General features: G+C 53.3%; 23 protein-coding genes. 15 read left to right on the top strand and 8 right to left on the bottom strand.

Annotated elements, in window-relative coordinates:
- Positions 1–9: 9 nt before the first annotated feature.
- The 4 genes from NA330_RS08030 to stfH are packed head-to-tail and all read left to right on the top strand — an operon-like array spanning position 10 to position 2,364.
- Complete coding sequence (locus NA330_RS08030; protein WP_001250313.1) at positions 10–522, top strand: fimbrial protein; 513 nt, start codon at positions 10–12, stop codon at positions 520–522.
- Positions 519–995: a fimbrial minor subunit StfF gene (stfF, locus tag NA330_RS08025; RefSeq protein WP_000725074.1), complete on the top strand. Its 477-nt coding sequence runs from the start codon at positions 519–521 to the stop codon at positions 993–995. Before NA330_RS08030 ends, stfF begins: the two co-directional genes overlap by 4 nt.
- A complete protein-coding gene (locus tag NA330_RS08020; protein WP_001129319.1) occupies positions 995–1,525 on the top strand; it encodes a fimbrial protein in 531 nt (176 codons plus the stop codon). Before stfF ends, NA330_RS08020 begins: the two co-directional genes overlap by 1 nt.
- Positions 1,525–2,364: a fimbrial adhesin StfH gene (gene stfH, locus NA330_RS08015; RefSeq protein ID WP_023241707.1), complete on the top strand. Its 840-nt coding sequence runs from the start codon at positions 1,525–1,527 to the stop codon at positions 2,362–2,364. The genes NA330_RS08020 and stfH overlap by 1 nt, the downstream gene beginning before the upstream one ends.
- Positions 2,365–2,462: 98 nt before the next feature.
- On the opposite strand, the gene hemL is transcribed toward stfH, so the two are convergent.
- A complete protein-coding gene (gene hemL / locus NA330_RS08010) occupies positions 2,463–3,743 on the bottom strand; it encodes a glutamate-1-semialdehyde 2,1-aminomutase (RefSeq protein WP_001602163.1) in 1,281 nt (426 codons plus the stop codon).
- Positions 3,744–3,912: 169 nt separating this feature from the next.
- On the opposite strand from hemL, the gene clcA reads away from it, so the two are divergent.
- Together clcA and erpA are read left to right on the top strand one after the other, a co-directional pair.
- Entirely contained in the window at positions 3,913–5,334 is a 1,422-nt protein-coding gene (gene clcA, locus NA330_RS08005; protein ID WP_000845430.1) for a H(+)/Cl(-) exchange transporter ClcA, read from the top strand.
- Between the two features lie 81 nt (positions 5,335–5,415).
- Positions 5,416–5,760, top strand: coding sequence for an iron-sulfur cluster insertion protein ErpA (gene erpA / locus NA330_RS08000; RefSeq protein WP_001278668.1), 345 nt, complete (start codon positions 5,416–5,418; stop codon positions 5,758–5,760).
- 100 nt (positions 5,761–5,860) lie between these two features.
- On the opposite strand, the gene NA330_RS07995 is transcribed toward erpA, so the two are convergent.
- Genes NA330_RS07995 through mtnN form a run of 3 tightly spaced genes read right to left on the bottom strand, consistent with a single transcriptional unit; the run spans position 5,861 to position 8,012 of the window.
- Positions 5,861–6,484 (bottom strand): TRIC cation channel family protein, encoded by a 624-nt coding sequence (locus NA330_RS07995; RefSeq protein ID WP_000964234.1) that lies wholly within the window; start codon positions 6,482–6,484, stop codon positions 5,861–5,863.
- Positions 6,485–6,520: 36 nt separating this feature from the next.
- Positions 6,521–7,321, bottom strand: coding sequence for a vitamin B12 ABC transporter substrate-binding protein BtuF (btuF, locus tag NA330_RS07990; RefSeq protein ID WP_001118843.1), 801 nt, complete (start codon positions 7,319–7,321; stop codon positions 6,521–6,523).
- Positions 7,314–8,012 carry a 5'-methylthioadenosine/S-adenosylhomocysteine nucleosidase gene (gene mtnN, locus NA330_RS07985; RefSeq protein WP_000689822.1) on the bottom strand — a complete coding sequence of 233 codons (699 nt, stop codon included), beginning with the start codon at positions 8,010–8,012 and terminating at the stop codon, positions 7,314–7,316. Before mtnN ends, btuF begins: the two co-directional genes overlap by 8 nt.
- An 84-nt stretch (positions 8,013–8,096) precedes the next feature.
- Between mtnN and dgt the strand changes: the two genes are divergently transcribed.
- The 3 genes from dgt to cdaR all read left to right on the top strand — a co-directional run bounded on the left by dgt (position 8,097) and on the right by cdaR (position 12,481).
- Positions 8,097–9,614 (top strand): dGTPase, encoded by a 1,518-nt coding sequence (dgt, locus tag NA330_RS07980; RefSeq protein ID WP_023241709.1) that lies wholly within the window; start codon positions 8,097–8,099, stop codon positions 9,612–9,614.
- A gap of 129 nt (positions 9,615–9,743) precedes the next feature.
- Positions 9,744–11,171, top strand: coding sequence for a serine endoprotease DegP (degP, locus tag NA330_RS07975; protein ID WP_000753958.1), 1,428 nt, complete (start codon positions 9,744–9,746; stop codon positions 11,169–11,171).
- A gap of 152 nt (positions 11,172–11,323) precedes the next feature.
- On the top strand, positions 11,324–12,481 hold the full coding sequence (cdaR, locus tag NA330_RS07970; RefSeq protein ID WP_000929420.1) for a DNA-binding transcriptional regulator CdaR: 1,158 nt from the start codon (positions 11,324–11,326) through the stop codon (positions 12,479–12,481).
- 88 nt (positions 12,482–12,569) lie between these two features.
- Here cdaR and NA330_RS07965 read toward each other — a convergent pair whose 3' ends face one another.
- On the bottom strand, positions 12,570–12,956 hold the full coding sequence (locus tag NA330_RS07965) for a DUF3461 family protein (protein WP_000272193.1): 387 nt from the start codon (positions 12,954–12,956) through the stop codon (positions 12,570–12,572).
- 246 nt (positions 12,957–13,202) lie between these two features.
- Here NA330_RS07965 and NA330_RS07960 point away from each other — a divergent pair, with 246 nt between their 5' ends.
- Positions 13,203–14,504 (top strand): MFS transporter, encoded by a 1,302-nt coding sequence (locus NA330_RS07960; protein WP_000017195.1) that lies wholly within the window; start codon positions 13,203–13,205, stop codon positions 14,502–14,504.
- A 36-nt stretch (positions 14,505–14,540) separates the two neighbouring features.
- On the opposite strand, the gene dapD is transcribed toward NA330_RS07960, so the two are convergent.
- The 3 genes from dapD to map all read right to left on the bottom strand — a co-directional run bounded on the left by dapD (position 14,541) and on the right by map (position 19,099).
- The gene (gene dapD / locus NA330_RS07955; RefSeq protein ID WP_001186673.1) at positions 14,541–15,365 is read right to left on the bottom strand and encodes a 2,3,4,5-tetrahydropyridine-2,6-dicarboxylate N-succinyltransferase; all 825 of its coding nucleotides are present in this window, start codon (positions 15,363–15,365) and stop codon (positions 14,541–14,543) included.
- Between the two features lie 29 nt (positions 15,366–15,394).
- Positions 15,395–18,067, bottom strand: coding sequence for a bifunctional uridylyltransferase/uridylyl-removing protein GlnD (glnD, locus tag NA330_RS07950; RefSeq protein ID WP_023241710.1), 2,673 nt, complete (start codon positions 18,065–18,067; stop codon positions 15,395–15,397).
- A gap of 237 nt (positions 18,068–18,304) precedes the next feature.
- Positions 18,305–19,099 (bottom strand): type I methionyl aminopeptidase, encoded by a 795-nt coding sequence (gene map, locus NA330_RS07945; RefSeq protein ID WP_001018214.1) that lies wholly within the window; start codon positions 19,097–19,099, stop codon positions 18,305–18,307.
- A gap of 450 nt (positions 19,100–19,549) precedes the next feature.
- On the opposite strand from map, the gene rpsB reads away from it, so the two are divergent.
- From rpsB to ispC, 5 genes are all read left to right on the top strand, one after another.
- Positions 19,550–20,275 (top strand): 30S ribosomal protein S2, encoded by a 726-nt coding sequence (gene rpsB, locus NA330_RS07940; RefSeq protein WP_000246886.1) that lies wholly within the window; start codon positions 19,550–19,552, stop codon positions 20,273–20,275.
- 257 nt (positions 20,276–20,532) lie between these two features.
- Positions 20,533–21,384, top strand: coding sequence for a translation elongation factor Ts (tsf, locus tag NA330_RS07935; protein WP_000808106.1), 852 nt, complete (start codon positions 20,533–20,535; stop codon positions 21,382–21,384).
- A gap of 144 nt (positions 21,385–21,528) precedes the next feature.
- Positions 21,529–22,254 carry a UMP kinase gene (gene pyrH, locus NA330_RS07930; protein ID WP_000224567.1) on the top strand — a complete coding sequence of 242 codons (726 nt, stop codon included), beginning with the start codon at positions 21,529–21,531 and terminating at the stop codon, positions 22,252–22,254.
- Positions 22,255–22,400: 146 nt separating this feature from the next.
- The gene (frr, locus tag NA330_RS07925; protein WP_000622423.1) at positions 22,401–22,958 is read left to right on the top strand and encodes a ribosome recycling factor; all 558 of its coding nucleotides are present in this window, start codon (positions 22,401–22,403) and stop codon (positions 22,956–22,958) included.
- A 141-nt stretch (positions 22,959–23,099) separates the two neighbouring features.
- Positions 23,100–24,296: a 1-deoxy-D-xylulose-5-phosphate reductoisomerase gene (gene ispC, locus NA330_RS07920; RefSeq protein ID WP_000811905.1), complete on the top strand. Its 1,197-nt coding sequence runs from the start codon at positions 23,100–23,102 to the stop codon at positions 24,294–24,296.
- Positions 24,297–24,546 lie beyond the last annotated feature (250 nt).

The following is a 24,546-nucleotide window of genomic DNA, read 5'->3' as shown; positions in this document are numbered from 1 at the left end:
AGACGCAAGATGAGGCAATGGCGGTTACGGCTGGGCACGGTAACGTGTGCGGCCATGCTGAGTGCGGTCAGTATGCCGCTGGCAGCAGGAAGTAAGACGGTCAACATGACGCTGACGATAGTCGTTAATGCCGCGCCGCCCTGTACTGTGACCGGCGGTGAGGTGGAATTTGGCAATGTGTTGACGACGAAAGTGGACGGGGTGAATTACCGGCAGGCGGTGGGCTATCGCCTGAGCTGTAACGGCAGAGTGAGCGATTACCTGAAGTTACAGATTCAGGGGAATGCGGTGACTATCAATGGCGAGTCGGTATTGCAAACCGATGTCGATGGATTGGGTATCCGTCTGCAAACCGCCACGGATGGCGCGCTGATTTCACCCGGCAATACGCAATGGTTGTCATTTCAATACAGCGGCGGCAGCGGTCCGGCCATTGAGGCAATTCCCGTCAAAAATAATGGCGTAACGTTAACAGGTGGCGCGTTTAACGCAGGCGCCACGTTGGTGGTGGATTACCAATGAAAAAAATAGTTTTGACGATGTTAATGGGGGGCAGCCTTGCCGCACAGGCAGCCGATAATCTTAAGTTTCACGGCACATTAATTTCACCGCCGAATTGTACGATTAACAATGATCAGACGATCGACGTTGAGTTCGGTAACCTGCTGATTAATAAAATAGATGGTACGCGTTATGCGCAGAATGTTCCGTATGAGATCACCTGTGATTCAACGGTGCGCGATGAGACGATGGCGATGACCCTGACGCTAAGCGGTTCCGTGAGTGATTTTAATCCGGCGGCGGTAAACACCAGCGTGGCGGGACTGGGGATTGAACTCAGGCAGAACGACCAACCCTTTACGTTGGGGTCCACCATTACGGTGAATGAACAATCGATACCTGTTCTGAAAGCCATACCGGTTAAAAAGAGCGGTGCTTCGCTGAAAGAAGGCGGCTTCGATGCGACGGCAACATTACAGGTGGATTATCAGTAATGGCTAAAAGACAGGCGTTATTACACGGCGCGGCCTGCATCCTCTGTGGGGCGCTGATATTGCCGGTCTCAGCGGCAGATAACCTGCATTTTTCCGGTAGCCTGGTGGCCAGTCCTTGCACGCTCACGATGCAGGGGACGGGGATTGCCGAAGTCGATTTTTCGTCGCTTGACAGTTCTGATTTCACTCCCGACGGCCAGTCTGCTCGTAAGCCTCTGGTGTTTGAGCTCACGGATTGCGATTCGGCGCTGAGTAACGGGGTGCAGGTGACTTTCACTGGAACAGAAGCGACCGGAATGCGCGGTATCCTGGCCATCGATAGCCACTCAGGCGCTTCCGGGATCGGGATTGGTATTGAAACGCTATCCGGCGTTCCCGTGGGCATGAACGATGAAGAGGGTGCGATATTCACGCTGGTGACGGGGAATAACGCGCTAAGCCTGAATGCCTGGGTACAACGCCTTCCTGGCGAAGATCTGGTTCCGGGAACGTTCTTCGCAAGCGCACTGGTTACCTTTGAGTATTTATGATGAGAAACATACAGATTTTATTTTTACTGTTGGCGGTCGTTTGTTGCCGTTCAATAGCGGCGGGACCCATGCTGAAAGCGACATTTTCAAGCACCACGATGTATTATGGTATTGGCCCTAATAGCGACAAATCTATTGTGGCGGAGGTGACGATAGCGACTCCGGAGGGGGTGTACTATGGCTCCTGGAACCTTTCGGGACATCGTAAAGGAGAAACGCTAACCGCAGACTCCTGGTCTGGGCCAGAACCTGCGCCGAAGGTTGTATTGAAGGATTTTGATAACACTGTTTCGCGATCTGCGTGCAAGAATCTTCCCTCGAACTGGAGGGGGTGTGGCTCTTTTACCCTGGAGATTACAGTACAAAGCGATGATTATGGTTGCCCCTGGCTGGCGTCGAGCCATATCGTTGCTACCGCTTTTATCACTAACGAAAAGTATTCCCCGCCGGATACGCGCAGCTCAGTTTGCCCGAAAGTTCCCGTTGATACTTTTGATATCTCCTGGGATGCGAACGTTTCGAAACAGAAAACAACCCTCATGCTTGATGCCACCGGTGGCACGGTGAATCGCACGTTACATACCTATTTGATGGAGGGCGGAAAACTTTGCGATGGCAGCAAATTTGACGACCGTGGCGCTTATTGCCGTTTTGTCTCATCGGGTATTACGCTCAATGTGTTGGGCTGCGACCAGTCGAGCGTCACGACCAGCGCCGTTGATCATCCGATAACCGATGTTGAACTTCATGACATTAATGTGGCGGTGAACACCAGCAACATTGGCTCCGGGCAGTTCACGTCGACCTGTAGCTTCCAGTATATTATTGATGAGCTTTAGGGTGTCTGGTGCGGTTCAGGCTAACCTGCGATGAACCAATAAAAAGCCGGGTGGCGGCTTCGCCTTACCCGGCCTACGTTGTTTTTGGACGTTCTCTTTTACAATTTCGCAAACACCCGACGCGCGGCGTCAATAGTATTATTAATGTCGTCCATGCTGTGTGCGACCGACATAAAGCCCGCCTCAAACGCCGATGGCGCCAGATACACGCCTTCCTCCAGCATCAGGTGGAAGAAACGCTTAAAGCGTTCCACGTCGCACGCCATCACGTCCTGATAGCAGGTTACGCTCTCAGCGTCGGTGAAGAAAATCCCGAACATGCCGCCGACATGGTTAACGACCAGTGGGATCCCCGCCTCCTGCGCCGCTTCGCACAGCCCTTCCGCCAGGCGGGTGGTGAGCTCATCCAGCGTTTCATGAATGCCGGGCTGGGCGACTTCATTCAGGCAGGCGAAACCGGCCGCCATCGCAATCGGGTTGCCGGAAAGGGTGCCAGCCTGGTAAACCGGGCCCGTCGGCGCCAGCGCATCCATTACATCGCGACGACCGCCAAACGCGCCTACCGGCATCCCGCCGCCGATGATTTTACCCAGACAGGTCAGGTCCGGCACGACGCCGTAGTAATCCTGGGCTCCGGCCAGCGCTACGCGAAAACCGGTCATCACTTCGTCGATAATCAGCAGCGCGCCGAACTCATCGCACAAGGCGCGCAGGCCCGGCAGGAATTCCGGCAGCGGCGGGACGCAGTTCATATTGCCCGCCACGGGTTCGACGATGATACAGGCGATTTCCTGCGGATATTGTTCAAACGCCGCGCGCACTGACGCCAGATCGTTATAAGTGCAGGTCAGCGTATGTTTCGCGAAATCTGCCGGCACGCCCGGCGAGTTTGGCTGACCGAGCGTCAGCGCGCCAGAACCGGCTTTGACCAGCAGACAGTCTGCGTGGCCGTGGTAGCAGCCTTCGAATTTGATAATCTTATCGCGGCCAGTAAAACCACGCGCCAGGCGAATAGCGCTCATGGTCGCTTCGGTGCCGGAGTTCACCATGCGCACCATGTCCATGGTCGGCACCAGGTTGGTGACCAGTTCCGCCATTTTCACTTCCATTTCGGTTGGCGCGCCGAAGCTTAAACCGCGCTCCGCAGCTTCGATCACCGCATTGCGGATAGCCGGATGGTTATGCCCCAGTACCATTGGCCCCCAGGAACCGACATAGTCGATATACGCTTTGCCATCGACATCATAAAGATACGCGCCGTCCGCTTTTTCGATAAACAGCGGGGTGCCGCCCACGCCAGTGAAGGCGCGAACAGGGGAGTTCACGCCGCCGGGGATCAGCTCGCGGGCCGCGCTATAGAGATTTTCAGACTTACTCATGGAAAGATTCCTGGTTCGTAGAAAAAGTGAATACCCGCTATTCTAAGTTATTCAGAGAAGGTTATGAAAGTTTTACGCATTTGAAACAATACGATTTGCAGGGGATTTTCGCGGCGTTGGCGAGTAGAATGCCGACTTTAGATTTGTATTACCAATTAATGATCTTCTGATGAAAACAGACACTTCCACCTTTTTAGCTCAGCAAATTGTGCGTTTACGGCGCAGAGATCAGATTCGCCGGTTAATGCAGCGGGATAAAACGCCGCTGGCCATCCTGTTCATGGCGGCCGTTGTCGGCACGCTTACCGGACTGGTTGGCGTCGCCTTTGAAAAGGCGGTTTCTTGGGTACAAAACATGCGCATTGGCGCGCTGGTTCAGGTCGCGGACCATGCGTTTTTGCTTTGGCCGCTGGCCTTTATCCTTTCGGCGTTACTGGCGATGGTCGGCTACTTTTTGGTGCGAAAATTTGCGCCGGAAGCCGGCGGTTCGGGTATCCCGGAAATTGAAGGCGCGCTGGAGGAGCTACGTCCGGTGCGCTGGTGGCGCGTGTTGCCGGTGAAGTTTATCGGCGGGATGGGAACGTTGGGCGCAGGAATGGTATTAGGGCGCGAAGGGCCAACGGTGCAAATCGGGGGCAACCTGGGGCGCATGGTGCTGGATGTTTTTCGTATGCGCAGCGCCGAAGCGCGGCATACGTTGCTGGCGACCGGCGCGGCGGCGGGGCTCTCTGCGGCGTTTAACGCGCCGCTGGCGGGTATCCTGTTTATTATTGAAGAGATGCGCCCGCAGTTTCGCTACAACCTGATTTCGATTAAAGCGGTGTTTACCGGCGTCATCATGTCGAGCATTGTGTTCCGCATATTTAACGGCGAAGCGCCGATTATTGAAGTCGGCAAACTGTCTGATGCGCCGGTTAACACGCTGTGGTTATACCTTATCCTCGGTATTATTTTTGGCTGCGTCGGGCCGGTATTTAATTCGCTGGTGCTGCGTACCCAGGATATGTTTCAGCGCTTTCATGGCGGCGAAATTAAAAAATGGGTGCTAATGGGCGGCGCGATCGGCGGCCTGTGCGGTATTCTGGGGTTGATTGAGCCGGAAGCGGCAGGCGGCGGATTTAACCTTATTCCTATCGCCGCGGCAGGTAATTTTAGCGTCGGGCTACTGCTGTTCATCTTTATTACCCGGGTGGTCACAACGCTGCTTTGCTTTTCTTCCGGCGCGCCGGGGGGCATTTTCGCCCCGATGCTGGCGTTGGGAACGCTGCTTGGTACGGCCTTCGGTATGGCGGCGGCAGTGCTTTTCCCGCAGTATCACCTGGAGGCCGGTACCTTTGCGATTGCCGGGATGGGGGCGCTGATGGCGGCGTCGGTGCGCGCCCCGCTGACGGGGATTGTGCTGGTGCTGGAGATGACCGATAACTACCAGCTCATTTTGCCAATGATTATCACCTGTCTTGGCGCGACACTATTAGCCCAGTTTTTGGGCGGGAAACCGTTATACTCAACCATCCTGGCGCGCACTCTGGCGAAGCAGGATGCGGAACAGGCGGCGAAAAACCAGAATGCGCCTGCGGGCGAGAATACTTGAACGAATTACCAGGGTATTAGATAATGACTGCCAATATTGGGTGAAAATTTATCCAATTACCGATGTCGTTTGGAGCAAAATATGAGTGATGACGTAGCGCTGCCGCTGCAGTTTACCGACGCAGCAGCGAATAAAGTAAAAAGTCTTATCGCTGACGAAGATAACCCGAATCTGAAACTGCGCGTGTATATCACCGGCGGTGGTTGCAGCGGCTTCCAGTATGGTTTTACCTTTGACGATCAGGTTAACGAAGGGGATATGACCATCGAAAAACAGGGCGTTGGCCTGGTGGTTGACCCGATGAGTTTGCAGTATCTGGTGGGTGGTTCGGTAGATTATACCGAAGGTCTGGAAGGTTCCCGCTTCATTGTAACCAACCCGAATGCGAAAAGTACCTGCGGGTGTGGCTCTTCCTTCAGCATTTGATTGCTGTTCGTTGTGCCGGATGGCGACGCGAGCGTCTTATCCGGCCTACAACATCTTTCCTGTAGGCCCGATAAGCGTAGCGCCATCGGGCAAAACAATATCAACGTCCGTTTTCATCCAGGGCAAACGTCGGCAATTTCAAATGCCAGCGAATGGCCGCCAGGCGAATGAACAGCGTGACGACCATACCCATCATGCTGGCGCTTTCCAGCGGTACTGAAAACGTATAAAACGCGGTAGCGTGAACAATCCCGCCGATAATACAGGCCGTGGCATAGATTTCGGTGCGTAGGATCATGGGGATCTCGCGTGCCAGAACATCGCGAATAATCCCGCCGCCGACGCCGGTAATCACGCCCATACAGACAGCCACTAATGGCCCCGTTTCAGCGAGGAAGGCTTTATTCACCCCAATGCCGACAAATACCGCCAGCCCGACCGCATCCAGTACCGGCAACATCCATTTCGGCAGACGTCTTGGCTGGCGAACCAGCAGGATGGTCAGCATACTGGTGACCATGGCGACGACCAGATCGGTAGGATCTTTAACCCAGAATACCGGGCCGTTATCCAGCGCCATATCGCGGATTGTCCCGCCGCCGACGGCAGTAACGACGCCGAGCACCAGGACGCCGAACGGGTCCATACGTAATTTCCCGGCCAGCAACACGCCAGAGATAGCAAATACAGCCGTGCCTACAATATCCAGCCAATAGACGAGCATTGTCGAATCCCCACTGGGAGCCTGGTAAGACAGGCTCTAATTCACCTGTGAAAGCGCATTACAGAGTTGTTTTGCGGCGAGGATAATACGCGGGCTTGCGCGTTCAAACCAGTCGCTGTTAAGCGGAATAACCGGAATTTTTAACAGGTTTCCCCAGTATTGTTCAATTTTGAGAATTTCGCCCGCTTTTCCGGCCACGATAATGGCCTGGGGATGCCTTGCCAGCACCTGTTCACGGCTTACTTGCGGCCACGGCACGCGGCTGTCAGCAAAGACGTTTTCTCCGCCGCAGGTCGTCAAAACCTGATGTTGAATAGACCCTTTACCGCTGGTAAACAGAGGATTCATGCCAAACTGAAGAAAGACGCGCTTTTTAGCTTTACCGGCATACTCGGCGTTGAGCGCGGCGTACTCGTTTAGCAATGTCTGCGCTGCCTGCTGAGCCTTTTCCGGCTGCGGGCTCCAGGCGGCCAGTTGACGGAGCGTGTCGGCGATCTGTTCGATGGTTACCGCGTCCACCCACATGACCTTAATACCTAATGACGTCAGTTGGTTTACCTGGCGTTCCGCATTACCGCCGCGCCAGGCGACGACCAGATCCGGCTTCAGTGCCACAATGCGTTCCAGATTCATTCCCTGCCAGGTAGAGACCTGTTCTATTTTTTGCGCTTCGGGCGGGTAGTCGGAATAGCTGCTGACGCCAACGGGCGTAATCCCGGCGGCAAAAGCGAGCTCCGTATTGGCGGGAGAGAGGGTAATTACGCGCGGCGCAGCGTAAAGCCACACCGGGAGCGTAAGCAGCAGGGCGACCAGCGCCCTGAACATTTGCTTAGCCATGCGCCAGTTTCTGTACCAGCGTTTCGACCATCAGAGTCGACTGTTTCGCCGCCACCGCGAGGAATTCGTCAAAGCTGAGGTGCGATTGCTGATCGGCCACGTCAGAAATAGCGCGTACCACCACGAACGGCACGTTGAAGTTATAGCAGACGTGGGCGATAGCGGTGGCTTCCATCTCTACGGCGACCGCGTCGGGGAAGTTATGCCGAATTTTCGCCAGCCCGACGGAGCCGTTAATAAACGCGTCGCCGCTAACAATAAGGCCGCGTACCGCGTTCAGATTCAACTCCCTGATGCAGGATTCCGCGGCGGCGATCAGTTTGTCATCGGCCTTAAATCCGGCCGGACAGCCCGGTAATTGCCCGTATTCATAGCCGAAAGCGGTCACATCAGCGTCGTGGTAACGCGCTTCGTCAGAGACGACGATATCGCCGACCTTCAGCGTGGACGCCAGACCGCCTGCGGAACCGGTATTGATGATCACGTCCGGCTTGCAGTGCTCCAGAAGCAACGTTGCGCCCAGCGCCGCCGCGACTTTACCGATACCGGATTTCAGCAACGCCACTTCGGTGCCGTTCAACTGGCCAGTGTAAATTTCGCAGCCGCCCAGCGTAATCGTCTGACGGTTGTCAATTTTGTCACGCAGCAGCGTAACTTCTTCTTCCATTGCGCCAATGATGCCGATTTTCATAGATTTACTCGCGATAAGTCAGTTTTGGGGGCATAGTTTATCATGCGCTTATGGGGAAGCGCATTTCTCAGGCGGGGAGAGGATATGGCATCGATCGATTTCCGAAATAAAATTAACTGGCATCGTCGTTATCGTTCACCGCAGGGCGTAAAGACGGAACATGAGATCCTGCGGATTTTTGAAAGCGATCGCGGGCGGATTATCAACTCTCCGGCTATACGCCGTTTGCAGCAAAAAACGCAGGTTTTCCCGCTGGAGCGCAATGCCGCGGTGCGTACTCGCCTGACGCATTCGATGGAGGTGCAGCAGGTAGGGCGTTATATCGCGAAAGAGATTTTAAGCCGCCTGAAAGAGCAAAACCGGCTGGAGGAGTACGGTCTGGATGCGCTGACCGGTCCCTTTGAAAGTATTGTGGAAATGGCCTGCCTGATGCACGACATCGGTAATCCGCCGTTCGGTCATTTTGGCGAGGCGGCGATCAATGACTGGTTTCGTCAGCGGCTGCATCCGGAAGATGCGGAAAGTCAGCCGCTCACGCATGATCGTTGTGTGGTTTCCTCGCTACGGTTACAGGAAGGCGAAGAAAATCTGAACGATATTCGCCGCAAGGTACGTCAGGATATCTGCCATTTTGAAGGCAATGCACAGGGAATTCGTCTGGTGCATACGCTCATGCGGATGAATCTTACCTGGGCGCAGGTTGGCGGAATTTTAAAATATACCCGTCCGGCATGGTGGCGAGGGCCGGTGCCGGATTCCCATCGCTATTTAATGAAGAAACCGGGCTATTATCTTTCTGAAGAGAAGTATATTGCGAGGTTACGTAAAGAACTTCAGTTAGCGCCTTACAGTCGCTTTCCATTAACGTGGATTATGGAAGCCGCAGATGATATTTCTTATTGTGTCGCCGATCTTGAAGACGCGGTAGAGAAAAGAATCTTTAGCGTTGAGCAGCTTTATCACCATTTATATCACGCGTGGGGCCACCATGAGAAGGATTCGCTGTTTGAGCTGGTGGTAGGAAATGCGTGGGAAAAATCACGCGCCAATACATTAAGCCGCAGTACCGAAGATCAGTTTTTTATGTATTTACGGGTAAATACATTAAATAAACTGGTGCCCTATGCCGCTCAGCGTTTTATTGATAATTTGCCGCAGATTTTTGCCGGTACCTTCAATCAGGCGTTACTGGAAGATGCCAGCGGTTTTAGCCGCCTGCTTGAACTCTATAAGAATGTGGCGGTTGAACATGTGTTTAGCCATCCGGATGTAGAACAGCTTGAACTACAGGGATACCGGGTGATCCGCGGATTATTAGATATCTATCAGCCGCTATTAAGTTTGTCGCTTAACGACTTTCGCGAGCTGGTGGAAAAAGAACGGTTGAAACGCTTCCCCATAGAATCGCGCTTATTTCAGAAACTTTCTACGCGCCATCGTTTGGCCTACGTGGAAGTCGTCAGTAAATTACCTACGGATTCGGCGGAGTACCCGGTACTGGAATATTATTATCGCTGTCGGTTGATTCAGGATTATATCAGCGGGATGACTGACCTTTACGCATGGGATGAATATCGGCGTTTGATGGCGGTCGAACAGTAAATGGACTTTTGTAAAGATGGACAATAAATTTTTACTTTTTCCAGAAACTTTGTTCCGGAACTTCGCGTTATAAAATGAATCTGACGTACACAGCAATTTTGCGTTACCTGTTAATCGAGATTGAAACACATGAAAAAAACCACATTAGCAATGAGTGCACTGGCTCTGAGTTTAGGTTTGGCATTGTCGCCTCTGTCTGCCACGGCGGCTGAAACGTCCTCTTCAGCAATGACTGCCCAGCAGATGCCAAGCCTGGCACCGATGCTCGAAAAAGTGATGCCATCGGTGGTCAGTATTAATGTAGAAGGTAGCACCACGGTGAATACGCCGCGTATGCCGCGTAATTTCCAGCAGTTCTTTGGCGATGACTCCCCGTTCTGCCAGGACGGTTCTCCGTTCCAGAATTCTCCCTTCTGCCAGGGCGGCGGTAACGGCGGCAACGGCGGTCAACAACAGAAATTCATGGCGCTGGGTTCCGGCGTAATTATTGACGCCGCGAAGGGCTACGTCGTCACCAACAACCACGTGGTTGATAACGCCAGCGTGATTAAAGTACAGCTTAGCGATGGGCGTAAATTCGATGCTAAAGTGGTAGGCAAAGATCCGCGTTCTGATATCGCGCTGATTCAAATTCAGAATCCGAAGAACCTGACGGCGATTAAGCTGGCGGACTCCGACGCGCTGCGCGTGGGGGATTATACCGTCGCTATTGGTAACCCGTTTGGTCTGGGCGAAACGGTGACGTCAGGTATCGTTTCGGCGCTGGGGCGTAGCGGCCTGAACGTAGAAAATTACGAGAACTTTATTCAGACCGACGCCGCGATTAACCGTGGTAACTCCGGCGGCGCGCTGGTGAACCTGAACGGTGAGCTGATCGGTATTAACACCGCGATTCTGGCGCCGGACGGCGGTAACATCGGTATCGGCTTCGCTATCCCCAGTAACATGGTGAAAAACCTGACGTCGCAGATGGTGGAATACGGCCAGGTGAAACGCGGCGAACTGGGGATCATGGGGACTGAGCTGAATTCCGAATTGGCGAAAGCGATGAAAGTCGACGCCCAGCGTGGCGCGTTCGTCAGCCAGGTGATGCCGAATTCGTCCGCGGCGAAAGCGGGTATCAAAGCCGGGGATGTCATTACCTCGCTGAACGGTAAACCGATCAGCAGCTTTGCGGCGCTGCGCGCTCAGGTCGGCACTATGCCGGTCGGCAGCAAAATCAGCCTCGGTCTGCTGCGTGAAGGTAAAGCGATTACGGTTAATCTGGAACTGCAGCAGAGCAGCCAGAGTCAGGTTGATTCCAGCACCATCTTCAGCGGGATTGAAGGCGCTGAAATGAGCAATAAAGGCCAGGATAAAGGCGTTGTGGTGAGCAGCGTGAAAGCGAACTCACCCGCCGCGCAAATTGGCCTCAAAAAAGGCGATGTCATTATCGGCGCTAACCAGCAGCCGGTGAAAAATATCGCCGAGCTGCGTAAGATTCTCGACAGCAAGCCGTCGGTGCTGGCGCTGAATATTCAGCGTGGTGATAGTTCTATTTATTTGCTGATGCAGTAATCACCTTTGCCCCCCTTCCGCCATGGAAGGGGGCAACACTTTTCTGTGAAACCCCCCACAACTCCATACTTATTTGCACCGTTTTGTGCATTTGCACAATGTCGAGACCTGTCATCTTCCTTATGCTTGTGCTCTGCTCACAGGAGGGATTTATGGCTGGCTGGCATCTTGATACCAAAATGGCGCAGGATATCGTGGCGCGCACTATGCGCATCATCGATACCAATATCAACGTAATGGATGCCCGCGGGCGTATTATCGGCAGCGGCGATCGGGAACGTATTGGTGAATTGCACGAAGGCGCGCTGTTAGTGCTGTCGCAGGGCCGGGTTGTGGATATCGACGACGCCGTGGCGCGACACCTGCACGGGGTGCGTCAGGGGATTAATCTTCCCTTACGCCTTGAGGGCGAAATTGTCGGCGTGATTGGTCTCACCGGCGAACCAGAGCACCTGCGTAAATATGGTGAACTGGTGTGTATGACTGCCGAAATGATGCTGGAGCAGTCGCGGTTAATGCACCTTTTGGCGCAGGATAGCCGTTTGCGTGAAGAGCTGGTAATGAACCTGATTCAGGCCGAAGAAAATACGCCGGCGCTGGTGGAATGGGCGCAACGTTTGGGGATCGATTTGAACCAGCCGCGTGTGGCGGCGGTGGTGGAAGTCGACAGCGGCCAGCTTGGCGTCGATAGCGCAATGGCGGAACTTCAGCAGTTGCAGAATGCGCTTACCACGCCGGAGCGTAACAACCTGATAGCCATTGTTTCTCTCACCGAGATGGTGGTGCTCAAACCCGCCTTAAACTCGTTTGGTCGTTGGGATGCTGAAGATCATCGTAAGCGCGTAGAGCAGCTTATCTCGCGAATGAAAGAGAATGGTCAGCTACGTTTTCGCGTAGCGCTGGGCAATTACTTTACCGGGCCGGGCAGTATTGCACGCTCATACCGCACGGCGCGCACCACGATGATGGTCGGCAAACAGCGGATGCCAGAAAGCCGCAGCTATTTTTATCAGGATTTGATGCTGCCGGTTCTGTTAGATAGCCTGCGTGGCGGCTGGCAGGCCAATGAGCTGGCGCGCCCGCTGGTAAAACTCAAAGCGATGGATAACAACGGGTTATTACGTCGGACGCTGACGGCGTGGTTTCGCCATAATGTCCAGCCGCTGGCGACCTCTAAGGCGCTGTTTATTCATCGTAACACGCTGGAATATCGGCTAAATCGTATTTCGGAACTGACCGGGCTGGATTTGGGAAATTTTGACGATCGGCTGTTGCTGTATGTGGCGCTACAATTGGATGAACAGCGTTAAGCCCGGCGGCGCTACGCTTATCAGGCCTACGGGGATATATCTGTAGGCCGGATAAGGCGTAACACGTCGCCATCCGGCAACACACAGCTTACTTACGGGTAAGCTTGTCCAGATCGGCTTCGATTTCACTGATCTTATTCGCGACGACGCTTTCCAGATGGCGCAAGTCGTCGAGGATCTTACGTTTGAGATCGAGTTCTGAGCGGTCGCGCTGGCAGATTTGGTCCAGCTCGTCAATCACATAGCGTAGGTTAGGGCTAATCTCCTGTACTTCTTTATAACCCTGACCGATGCCATCGGCCACCACCGTTTTACGCTGGCGTGGATACTTAAACTTCACGCTTTTAGCAAAGAATTCACCTCTATCCTTTTGAAAATAGATTTTCAGGATATCGTTATTGGCTTCTTGCCGCAGGCTGTAACGATCGATTTCCTCAGGATTGGTAATGCCCAGACTTTTTAGATTGTCATACATAGCGGTATCCTTCATCACACTATAACTTTTGAATAATTAACGAAAAATTGGTTTTTCGCCACCAGTGTATACAAAAAAAGCGCGGTTGATCGCAGAAGACGTCTCGGCAACGTAATGAGCAAAAGGGCGGCGGTTATTGATAGCTTAAGTAATTCAACGTGATATTCCGTTTATAGAGAAAGCGTTTGAAGTCAGTGTGGGAAATTGACCGGAGGCAGTGGTCGATAACCTTGAGAGGCGGAGTCTATGTCCGGAACGTATAATGCTACTATTCGCCGGGTGGTGGTTTCCGCCTGGATAGGAAACTCCATTGAATATTATGATTTTCTATTATACGGCCTGGCAAGCGCGCTGGTATTTGGCCCGCTTTTTTTCCCTGGCGCCAGCCCATTGACTGCAACGTTATCTTCTTTTGCCAGTTTCGGCGTGGGATTTATCTCCCGACCGCTGGGCGCGCTATTTTTTGGCAACAGGGGAGATACGCTTGGGCGTAAAAACACGTTATTAATCACGTTAGGGGGGATGGGCGCGGTCACGTTTCTCATCGGTTGCCTGCCTTCTTACGCCAGTATTGGCGCGCTGGCGCCTGCTTTACTGGTTATTCTGCGTTTTCTACAGGGATTTATGGTTGGAGGCGAATGGGGAGGCGCCATGTTGATGGTCGTGGAATATGCTGCTGGAAAGCACCGGGGGCGGTTAAGCGCGCTATCGCAAACAGGAGGACTCACGGGACAATTATTGGCGACAGGCGTATTTATAGTCGTGACCCAATTACCGCAGGAGGCGTTGTTATCGTGGGGATGGCGTATTCCTTTTCTGCTCAGTGCGCTTTTGGTGTTGCCTGGATTATATATGCGTCATCGTCTGGATGAGACGCCTGTCTTCCGTGCGTTTAAAAAGCAGCAGGCCATTAATCATAGGCAGCAAAGAGAAGAAAGGCCGGTGGTCAAAGTAGTACGAGAACAATGGCGCAGCATTTTGCTGATTATAATTCTGCGTTTTGCGGAAAGCGTTCCCTTTTTTCTTGCTACCGTCTTCGCGGTTTCCTGGGCGACGACGCAGCTTGGGATTGCCAGCCTGACTATTCTGTACATTGTAATGTTCACCTGTCTGCTGGCGTATCCCATGCACGTGCTATTTGGCATCATGTCGGATCGGCGTGGCTGCCGTCAGGTGTATATTTTCGGCGCGCTTTTTGTCGCGGCAATGGCTTTTCCCTTTTTCTGGCTGCTGGAAAGCCGTTCGCTCATACTGATGACAATGGGCTACGTTCTGCTTATTAACATTGGTCATAATTCACTGAATGCCGTGCAACCTTCTTTTTTCGCCGGACTGTTTCATCCGCCTGTACGCTACAGCGGTTCATCAATTGGCGCTCAGTTGGGGGCGGTTGTGGCAGGGGGATTCACGCCGTTTATCGCTAAAGCGTTAAGCGCAGTCTATGATAACAGTTGGACTTTGGTTGCCGGTTATGTCGTTTTAACTGCGCTGGCTTCGGCGTTTGCGGCAAAGATTGCGCCGGAAACCGTGTTACCGCATTCGCCGTAATGCAAAGGGGGGCTGTCGCCCCCGCTTTTCACTCGCTTAATCAATAGTGCGCAATAATTCGTTAATGCCCACTTTACCACGCGTTTTGGCGTCGACTTTTTTCACGATCACCGCGCAGTACAGACTGTACTTGCCGTCTTTTGACGGCAGGTTGCCGGAAACGACCACGGAGCCCGCCGGTACGCGGCCATAGTGAACTTCACCGGTTTCGCGATCGTAGATTTTGGTGCTCTGGCCGAGGTATACGCCCATGGAAATGACGGAACCTTCTTCGACAATGACGCCTTCCACGACTTCAGAACGCGCGCCAATAAAGCAGTTGTCTTCAATGATGGTCGGGTTAGCCTGCAGTGGCTCCAGTACGCCGCCGATACCCACGCCGCCGGAAAGGTGAACATTTTTACCAATCTGCGCGCAGGAACCCACCGTCGCCCAGGTGTCAACCATGGTGCCTTCGTCAACGTAGGCGCCGATGTTAACGTAAGACGGCATCAGCACGGTGTTGCGGGCGATAAATGCGCCCTGACGAACGGCCGCAGGCGGAACGACGCGGAAGCCTTCTTTCTGAAAACGCGCTTCGTCGTAATCAGCGAATTTCATCGGGACTTTATCGAAGTAGCGGCTTTCCGCACCGTCGATAACCTGGTTATCGTTAATACGGAAAGAGAGCAGAACCGCTTTCTTCAACCACTGGTGAGTGACCCACTGACCGTCGATTTTTTCTGCGACACGCAGCGCGCCGGAATCAAGTAGAGAAATGACCTGGTTTACTGCCTCTCGGGTCACGGTATCTACATTAGCCGGCGTAATATCGGCGCGGCGCTCAAAAGCGGTCTCAATAACGTTCTGTAACTGCTGCATTGTTAAACTCTTTCATATAAATAAACACACTACCCTTTATCGTTTGGATTGAGGGCCGCTGTCAACCGTTGTTGCACCTCAAGTTGCAGCACATTATTAAGTGCGCGCCGATCCGCTGTGGCGATTATGAATAAATCTTCTACTCGTTCACCAATGGTTGTAATTCGGGCGCCATGAAGCGAAATTCCCAGATCGGCAAAAATTTGTCCGACCCTGGCCAGCAGACCTGGTTGATCGAGCGCGATCAATTCCATGAATGATTTTCTGTCGGTATGGGTGGGCAGAAAATTGACTTCCGTTTCGACCGTAAAGTGCCGTAACTTTGCCGGTTGCCGACGCGGCTGCGGCGGCTGCCAGCTACGCTGCGTAATGGTTTGTTCAAGACCGGTGCGAATAACGTCATGGCGATCCGCCGCCAGCGGGCTGCCGTCTGGTTCCAGAACGATAAACGTATCCATTGCCATGCCGTCGCGAGTGGTAAAGATCTGCGCGTCATGGACGCTTAAATTACGCCTGTCCAGCTCGGCGCAGACGGCGGCAAACAGATAGGGTCTGTCCGGACTCCAGATAAAAATTTCGGTTCCGCCGCGCGTGGCCTGCGGACTGAGCAACACTAACGGTTGGCGCAGATCGTGCTGCAATAAATGGCGTGCGTGCCAGGCGAGCTGATTTGGACTATGACGAACAAAATAGTTAGCGCGACAGCGAGTCCAGATTTTATGCAGCGCGGCTTCATCAATATTGTCCATTCGCAGCAGCGCCAGCGCCTGAAGCTGATGGTGACGCACGCGCTCACGCATATCCGGCGTATTTTGCATTCCACGTCTGAGCTGTTTTTCAGTGGCGAAGTACAGCTCGCGTAGCAGGCTCTGTTTCCAGCTATTCCACAAGGTTTCGTTGGTCGCGCAGATGTCCGCGACGGTCAGGCAGACCAGAAAACGCAGCCGTGTTTCGGTTTGCACCTCTTCGGCAAACTGCTTGATGACTTCCGGATCCTGGATGTCGCGGCGCTGGGCGGTGACTGACATTAGCAGGTGTTGGCGCACCAGCCACGCGACCAGTTGCGTTTCGCGTGAGTTCAAACCGTGCAGTTCGGCGAAGGTGAGTACATCCTGCGCGCCCAGTACGGAATGGTCGCCGCCGCGTCCTTTCGCAATATCGTGGAACAGCGCGGCGATCAGGATCAGTTCCGGATGGGGAAGCCGCGGCCAGAGATCGACGCATAGCGGATGGCGCTGGCGCGTCTCTTCTTTCGCAAAGCTCTCCAGTTTGAGCATTACGCGGATGGTGTGTTCATCCACCGTGTATGCGTGGAACAGGTCAAACTGCATTTGTCCGACGATGTGCGACCACTGCGGCATATAAGCCCACAGTACGCTGTGGCGATGCATCGGCAGCAGGCCGCGGCTGACCGCGCCGGGATGGCGCAGCATACTCAGAAACAGAGTGCGCGCCTCCGGGATGTAACACAGCGGTTGGCTCAGGTGGCGGCGGGCGTGGCGCAAATGGCGTAATGTCGTAGAGTAAATGCCGGTGATCGCGCTATTGCGCACCATCATATAAAACATCCGCAGGATCGCTTGCGGTTCGCGGATAAACAGCGTGTCGTCACGCAGATCAATGAGCGTGCCGCGCAGTTGAAACTCATCGTCAACAGGACGCGGTTTTTCATCCGCAGGCAGCGCCAGAATCGCCTCGTCAAATAGCTGAAGCAGCATCTGATTAAGTTCGCTCACCCGACGCGTAACCCGGAAGTAGTCTTTCATCATCCGCTCAACCGGATCATTGCCCTCGCCGCTGTAGTTAAGGCGTTGAGCGACGCTTAACTGGCGGTCGAACAGCAGGCGGTTATCGTAGCGGCTGACCACCAGATGTAGCGCAAAGCGAATGCGCCACAGGATATGCAGGCACTCGTTGAGCTCCGCGCGCTCAGCGGGGGTTAAAAAGCCGAATCCCACCATCTCATCGAGCGAGGTAGCGCCGAAGTGACGTCGGGCGACCCACTGCAATGTATGGATATCGCGCAGGCCGCCGGGGCTGCTTTTAATATCCGGCTCCAGATTATAGCTGGTACCGTGATAGCGCTGGTGGCGCTGGTTCTGCTCTTCTACTTTGGCGGCGTAAAATTTGTCGGACGGCCAAAAACCTTCGCTGAAAATATGTTTTTGTAGTGCCAGAAACAGAGCGACATCACCGATCAGCAGGCGCGTTTCGATGAGGTTTGTTGCAACGGTTAAATCAGACAGACCTTCCAGCAGACACTCTTCCAGCGTACGTACGCTATGCCCGACATCCAGCTTGACGTCCCAAAGTAAAGTCAGCAGCTCGCCGACCTTTTTCGCCTGTTCATCGGGCAGCTTTTTGCGGCTTAAAATGAGCAGATCAATATCGGAAAGCGGATGCAGTTCGCCGCGTCCATAGCCGCCGACGGCGACCAGCGCCAGATCGGCAATCTGACCGAAACCGGCCTCAATCCACAGGCGTTGCAATAACTGGTCGATAAATTCGGTTCGGGCTTCAATAAGCTGTTCAGCACAAATGCCGCTGTCAAATGCCTCTCCCAGCCAGTGTTGAAAGATGTCGATGCGGGCTTTGATACCGGCGACGGTCAGTTCAGCGCGCGGCCAGACGCCAGGGTTTTGCGGCTGGTCAGGGAGGGTGGGGAGTGCGGTATTCGCGTGCTGTTCAGGAAGAGTATTCATATGCGCCACCCATTAAAAAGCCGGATGGTGGCGTGAACGCCTTATCCGGCCTACGTATTTACTCTTCATCCTTCAAGTTGCTTCTACGTTGGCTGCGCTCGTTCACTCCAGTCACGTACTTATGTACGCTCCTGAAGATTCACTCTCTTGCCGCCTTGAGGCAACTCGAATGATTTTGAGTAAAGGTGTAATTTGTAGGTCTGATAAGATGCGAAGGCATCGCCATCAGGCAAAACATTATTCGTCGTGTGTGATGATCGCCGGGATGGTGTCATCTTTACGCAGCGTCAGAATTTCACAGCCGTTTTCCGTTACCACAATAGTATGCTCGTACTGAGCAGACAAGCTGCGGTCTTTGGTTTTTACCGTCCAGCCGTCTTTCATGGTGCGGATACGGTAATCCCCGGCGTTCAGCATCGGTTCAATGGTAAAGGTCATGCCAGGCTGCAACACGACGCCGCCATCGTCTGCATCATAATGCAGCACCTGCGGTTCTTCATGGAAGCCACGACCAATACCGTGTCCGCAGTATTCACGTACCACGGAGAAACCTTCGCCTTCGGCATATTTCTGGATGGCGGCGCCAATGGTGCGCAGGCGGATGCCCGGTTTCACCATTTTGATGCCCAGATACAGGCTCTCTTGCGTGACGCGGCACAGACGCTCGCCCAGAATGGTCGGTTTGCCGACGATAAACATCTTCGAGGTATCGCCGTGGAATTCATCTTTAATCACGGTCACGTCGATGTTGACGATATCACCATCTTTCAGATGTTTAGCGTCATCCGGAATGCCGTGGCACACCACTTCATTAATAGAGATACAGACGGATTTCGGATAGCCGTGGTAGCCGAGGCAGGCGGAGATCGCGTGTTGTTCGTTAACGATGTAATCGTTACAGATACGGTCCAGTTCGCCGGTGGTGACGCCCGGTTTGATATACGGTTCGATCATTTCCAGCACTTCGGCTGCCAGACGGCCCGCGACGCGCATTTTTTCGATGTCTTCAGATGTCTTGATAGAGATAGCCATGAATTCTGTCCATCAGTGCCGATGATTTCGGCAATAATTGTGTAAGTGCTGACAATGGTATCAGTCAGGGGTGTACCCTGCCAAATTGAGAATCATTCTGAACTTCGCCTTTCGTGCCACAGGTGCGTTGGGGACATTTTTTCACCCCAGTCACTTATTGGCCGTAAGCTCCCGGGGATGCAAAAATTTGCCGCCTGCCTGTAACACGAAATTCATCGTTCAATTCAGCACTGAGTGCCAACAATTATTGGTGTCGGTGGCGTATTTGTGGTATAAAGCGCGCCGGACTTCCGATCCATTCGAAGACTACACACGATGGACGGGAGCGACAAATCTCACTTTGTGTAACAACACACACGTATCGGCACATATTCCGGGGTGCCCTTTGGGGTCGGTAATATGGGATACGTGGAGGCATAACCCCAACTTAATCTATAGAGGTTTTAAATCATGGCAACTGTTTCCATGCGCGACATGCTCAAGGCTGGTGTTCACTTTGGTCACCAGACCCGTTACTGGAACCCGAAAATGAAGCCTTTCATCTTCGGCGCGCGTAACAAAGTTCACATCATCAACCTTGAGAAAACTGTACCGATGTTCAACGAAGCTCTGGCTGAACTGAACAAGATCTCTGCTCGTAAAGGTAAAATCCTTTTCGTTGGTACTAAACGCGCTGCAAGCGAAGCGGTGAAAGAAGCTGCTAACAGCTGCGACCAGTTCTTCGTGAACCATCGCTGGCTGGGCGGTATGCTGACTAACTGGAAAACAGTTCGTCAGTCCATCAAACGTCTGAAAGACCTGGAAACTCAGTCTCAGGACGGTACTTTCGAAAAGCTGACCAAGAAAGAAGCGCTGATGCGTACTCGTGAGCTTGAGAAACTGGAAAACAGCCTGGGCGGTATCAAAGACATGGGCGGTCTGCCGGACGCTCTGTTCGTTATCGATGCTGACCACGAGCACATTGCTATCAAAGAAGCGAACAACCTGGGTATCCCGGTATTTGCTATCGTTGATACCAACTCTGATCCGGACGGCGTTGACTTCGTTATCCCGGGTAACGATGACGCAATCCGTGCTGTTAGCCTGTACCTGGGCGCTGTCGCTGCAACCGTTCGTGAAGGCCGTTCTCAGGATCTGGCTTCCCAGGCGGAAGAAAGCTTCGTAGAAGCCGAGTAATAAGGCTTGATAACTCCCTAAAATAGTTCGAGTTGCAGGAAGGCGGCAAGCTCGAGAATTCCCGGGAGCTTACATCAGTAAGTGACCGGGATGAGCGAGTGAAGGCAACGCGCCTGCGGCTCGAAATATGAAGGGGAGAGCCCTTATAGACCAGGTAGTATCACGTTTGGTTAGGGGGCCTGTATATGGCCCCCTTTTTCACTTTTATATCTGTGCGGTTTGATGCCGGGCAGATCAAATCTTTCGAGGATTTTAGAATGGCTGAAATTACCGCATCCCTGGTAAAAGAGCTGCGTGAGCGTACCGGCGCAGGCATGATGGATTGCAAAAAAGCGCTGACTGAAGCGAATGGCGACATTGAGCTGGCAATCGAAAACATGCGTAAGTCCGGCGCTATCAAAGCGGCGAAAAAAGCAGGCAACGTGGCTGCTGACGGCGTAATCAAAACCAAAATCGACGGCAACGTCGCTTTCATTCTGGAAGTTAACTGCCAGACTGACTTCGTGGCTAAAGATGCTGGCTTCCAGGCATTTGCTGACAAAGTGCTGGACGCCGCTGTTGCTGGCAAAATCACTGACGTAGAAGTTCTGAAAGCACAGTTCGAAGAAGAGCGCGTTGCTCTGGTAGCGAAAATTGGCGAGAACATCAACATTCGTCGCGTCGCTTCCCTGGAAGGCGACGTTCTGGGTTCTTACCAGCACGGTGCGCGCATCGGCGTTCTGGTTGCCGCTAAAGGCGCTGACGAAGAGCTGGTTAAACAGCTGGCGATGCACGTTGCGGCAAGCAAGCCGGAATTCGTTAAGCCGGAAGACGTGTCTGCTGACGTGGTAGAGAAAGAGTACCAGGTACAGCTGGACATCGCGATGCAATCCGGTAAGCCGAAAGAAATCGCAGAGAAAATGGTTGAAGGCCGCATGAAGAAATTCACCGGCGAAGTTTCTCTGACTGGTCAGCCTTTCGTCATGGAACCGAGCAAATCTGTTGGCCAACTGCTGAAAGAGCACAACGCTGACGTGACTGGCTTCATCCGCTTTGAAGTGGGCGAAGGCATTGAGAAAGTCGAGACTGACTTTGCAGCAGAAGTTGCTGCGATGTCTAAGCAGTCCTGATTTTCCTGAGGAGCCGCCTGAGGGCGGCTTCTTTTTGCGCCTCTCTTGTAAAATCAGCCGACGCCTGGCGTCTGCGCTGAAATGCGACGTACAATGTCGCCGGAATTAACTCATATCAATCGTTGACAGTCTCAGGAAAGAAACATGGCTACCAATGCAAAACCCGTCTATAAACGCATTCTGCTTAAATTAAGCGGCGAAGCTCTGCAGGGTACGGAAGGCTTCGGTATTGATGCAAGCATACTGGATCGTATGGCTCAGGAGATCAAAGAACTGGTTGAACTGGGTATTCAGGTTGGTGTGGTGATTGGCGGTGGTAACCTGTTCCGTGGCGCGGGTCTGGCAAAAGCGGGGATGAACCGCGTTGTGGGCGACCACATGGGCATGTTGGCCACCGTCATGAACGGCCTGGCAATGCGTGATGCGCTTCACCGCGCCTATGTGAACGCCCGCCTGATGTCGGCAATTCCTTTAAACGGCGTGTGCGACAACTACAGTTGGGCCGAGGCGATTAGCCTGCTGCGTAATAACCGTGTTGTGATTCTGTCTGCAGGTACGGGTAACCCGTTCTTCACTACCGACTCTGCGGCCTGTCTGCGCGGGATCGAAATTGAAGCGGATGTCGTACTGAAAGCGACCAAAGTGGATGGCGTATTCACTGCCGATCCGGCAAAAGATCCTTCCGCGACCATGTACGATCAGCTGACCTACAGCGAAGTGCTGGATAAAGAGCTGAAAGTGATGGATCTGGCGGCGTTCACGCTGGCTCGTGACCACAAACTGCCGATTCGTGTTTTCAACATGAACAAACCAGGCGCGCTGCGTCGTGTGGTGATGGGCGAAAAAGAAGGGACGTTAATCACGGAATAATTCCCGTGAGCGCCAAATACGGGTAAGATTCTGTTCTATTGACGGGTCTTATTACCTGGCAGAAATTAAACGAGACTATACTTAGCACATCTTTGTATTGTGTGACCGTCTGGTCTGACTGAGACTAGTTTTCAAGGATTCGTAACGTGATTAGCGATATCAGAAAAGATGCTGAAGTACGCATGGAAAAATGCGTTGAAGCGTTCAAAACCCAAATCAGCAAAGTGCGCACGGGTCGTGCTTCTCCCAGCCTGCTGGATGGTATTGTCGTAGAATACTATGGCACTCCGACCCCGCTGCGTCAGTTGGCAAGCGTAACGGTAGAAGACTCCCGTACCTTAAAAATTAACGTGTTTGACCGTTCTATGGGGCCAGCCGTTGAAAAAGCGATCATGGCGTCAGACCTCGGTTTGAATCCAAGCTCTGCGGGCACCGACATTCGCGTTCCGCTGCCGCCGCTGACCGAAGAACGTCGTAAAGATCTGACGAAAATTGTCCGTGGCGAAGCGGAGCAGGCGCGTGTCGCCGTTCGTAACGTCCGCCGTGATGCGAACGATAAAGTAAAAGCTCTGCTGAAAGATAAAGCGATCAGTGAAGATGACGATCGTCGCTCTCAGGAAGAAGTACAGAAAATGACCGACGCGGCAATTAAGAAAGTTGATGCGGCGTTGGCAGATAAAGAAGCAGAACTGATGCAGTTCTGATTGATCTGTACGCAGATATAAACTCATTCCACGGCTAAACCTGGCGGATGAGTGGTGTACAAAGCGCCGCGCAGAAGACATTATCAGGTCTCCTGTGCGGCGTTTTGCTTTTTATTCCGTTTCAACACTTCTGGACGTTTCATGAAGCAATTAACCATTCTGGGCTCGACCGGCTCTATTGGTTGCAGCACACTGGACGTGGTGCGCCATAATCCTGATAGCTTCCGCGTTATCGCGCTGGTGGCGGGTAAAAATGTCGCCCGCATGGCGGAGCAGTGCCTGGAGTTCTCGCCGCGTTATGCCGTGATGGACGATACGTCGAGCGCAGAACAGCTCAAAATAATGCTTCAGCAGCATGGCAGCCGCACCGAGGTTCTGAGCGGTCAGCAGGCTGCCTGTGAGATGGCGGCGCTTGATGAGGTCGGGCATGTGATGGCGGCCATTGTGGGCGCGGCTGGTTTACTGCCGACCCTGGCGGCGATTCGCGCAGGGAAGACGATTCTGCTGGCGAATAAAGAATCGCTGGTGACCTGCGGGCGGCTGTTTATGGACGAAGTAAAACGCAGCAACGCCCGGCTTTTACCCGTCGATAGCGAACATAACGCGATTTTTCAGAGTTTGCCGCAATCTATTCAGCATAATCTGGGATACGCTGACCTTGAGCAAAATGGCGTAACGTCGATTTTGCTTACCGGGTCTGGTGGCCCGTTTCGTGAAACGCCAATGTGCGATCTGGCAGCGATGACGCCGGATCAGGCATGTCGTCATCCGAACTGGTCGATGGGGCGAAAAATCTCCGTCGACTCCGCCACCATGATGAATAAAGGTCTGGAATACATTGAAGCGCGTTGGTTATTTAATGCCAGCGCACGTCAGATGGAAGTGTTGATCCATCCGCAATCGGTCATTCATTCGATGGTGCGTTATCAGGACGGCAGCGTCCTGGCGCAGCTTGGAGAACCTGACATGCGTACGCCTATTGCGCATACGATGGCATGGCCGAATCGCGTCACGTCCGGCGCGCAGCCGCTTGATTTTTGCAAACTCAGCGCGCTGACGTTTAGCGCGCCAGATTATCAGCGTTATCCGTGCCTGAAGCTGGCGATGGAGGCGTTTGAGCAAGGTCAGGCGGCAACGACGGCGCTCAATGCGGCAAACGAAATCACCGTTGCCGCGTTTCTGGCGCAACAGATTCGTTTTACCGATATCGCCGGGCTCAATTTAGCGGTGCTGGAGAGGATGGATTTACAGGAACCGGCAAGCGTTGAGGACGTATTGCAGGTTGACGCCATCGCGCGTGAAGTAGCCAGAAAACAAGTGATACGGCTCTCACGCTGACGATTATCCCGCGACAGAAGATCGTGCTATTTGTTAGCGTTGGGCTTCGGTGATATAGTCTGCGCCACCTGATCGCAGGTTTTTGGCTTTTTTCGGTCAGGTTAGCCGTGGTTTTACACGGCTTTTTTGTGGATACACAAAATCATTCAGGACGCATCGGGACGGCAGGCGAATACGTTCCCGGCGTGCGCAGACAGCGCACGACAGGGGCGATGACGCGCAGTCATCCGCGAAGCGAACCGAAGAGAAT

This window comes from Salmonella sp. NW722 (assembly GCF_051702785.1).
Classification (GTDB): domain Bacteria; phylum Pseudomonadota; class Gammaproteobacteria; order Enterobacterales; family Enterobacteriaceae; genus Salmonella; species Salmonella enterica.
The sequence above is the reverse complement of the archived record's forward strand: the minus strand, read 5'-3'. Positions and strand labels throughout refer to the sequence as shown.

Bases quoted from the DNA above. Each gene is read 5' to 3' on its own strand.
- NA330_RS08030 (WP_001250313.1), top strand. From the start codon at position 10: ATGAGGCAATGGCGGTTACGGCTGGGCACGGTAACGTGTGCGGCCATG.
- stfF (WP_000725074.1), top strand. From the start codon at position 519: ATGAAAAAAATAGTTTTGACGATGTTAATGGGGGGCAGCCTTGCCGCA.
- NA330_RS08020 (WP_001129319.1), top strand. From the start codon at position 995: ATGGCTAAAAGACAGGCGTTATTACACGGCGCGGCCTGCATCCTCTGT.
- stfH (WP_023241707.1), top strand. From the start codon at position 1,525: ATGAGAAACATACAGATTTTATTTTTACTGTTGGCGGTCGTTTGTTGC.
- hemL (WP_001602163.1), bottom strand. From the start codon at position 3,743: ATGAGTAAGTCTGAAAATCTCTATAGCGCGGCCCGCGAGCTGATCCCC.
- clcA (WP_000845430.1), top strand. From the start codon at position 3,913: ATGAAAACAGACACTTCCACCTTTTTAGCTCAGCAAATTGTGCGTTTA.
- erpA (WP_001278668.1), top strand. From the start codon at position 5,416: ATGAGTGATGACGTAGCGCTGCCGCTGCAGTTTACCGACGCAGCAGCG.
- NA330_RS07995 (WP_000964234.1), bottom strand. From the start codon at position 6,484: ATGCTCGTCTATTGGCTGGATATTGTAGGCACGGCTGTATTTGCTATC.
- btuF (WP_001118843.1), bottom strand. From the start codon at position 7,321: ATGGCTAAGCAAATGTTCAGGGCGCTGGTCGCCCTGCTGCTTACGCTC.
- mtnN (WP_000689822.1), bottom strand. From the start codon at position 8,012: ATGAAAATCGGCATCATTGGCGCAATGGAAGAAGAAGTTACGCTGCTG.
- dgt (WP_023241709.1), top strand. From the start codon at position 8,097: ATGGCATCGATCGATTTCCGAAATAAAATTAACTGGCATCGTCGTTAT.
- degP (WP_000753958.1), top strand. From the start codon at position 9,744: ATGAAAAAAACCACATTAGCAATGAGTGCACTGGCTCTGAGTTTAGGT.
- cdaR (WP_000929420.1), top strand. From the start codon at position 11,324: ATGGCTGGCTGGCATCTTGATACCAAAATGGCGCAGGATATCGTGGCG.
- NA330_RS07965 (WP_000272193.1), bottom strand. From the start codon at position 12,956: ATGTATGACAATCTAAAAAGTCTGGGCATTACCAATCCTGAGGAAATC.
- NA330_RS07960 (WP_000017195.1), top strand. From the start codon at position 13,203: ATGTCCGGAACGTATAATGCTACTATTCGCCGGGTGGTGGTTTCCGCC.
- dapD (WP_001186673.1), bottom strand. From the start codon at position 15,365: ATGCAGCAGTTACAGAACGTTATTGAGACCGCTTTTGAGCGCCGCGCC.
- glnD (WP_023241710.1), bottom strand. From the start codon at position 18,067: ATGAATACTCTTCCTGAACAGCACGCGAATACCGCACTCCCCACCCTC.
- map (WP_001018214.1), bottom strand. From the start codon at position 19,099: ATGGCTATCTCTATCAAGACATCTGAAGACATCGAAAAAATGCGCGTC.
- rpsB (WP_000246886.1), top strand. From the start codon at position 19,550: ATGGCAACTGTTTCCATGCGCGACATGCTCAAGGCTGGTGTTCACTTT.
- tsf (WP_000808106.1), top strand. From the start codon at position 20,533: ATGGCTGAAATTACCGCATCCCTGGTAAAAGAGCTGCGTGAGCGTACC.
- pyrH (WP_000224567.1), top strand. From the start codon at position 21,529: ATGGCTACCAATGCAAAACCCGTCTATAAACGCATTCTGCTTAAATTA.
- ispC (WP_000811905.1), top strand. From the start codon at position 23,100: ATGAAGCAATTAACCATTCTGGGCTCGACCGGCTCTATTGGTTGCAGC.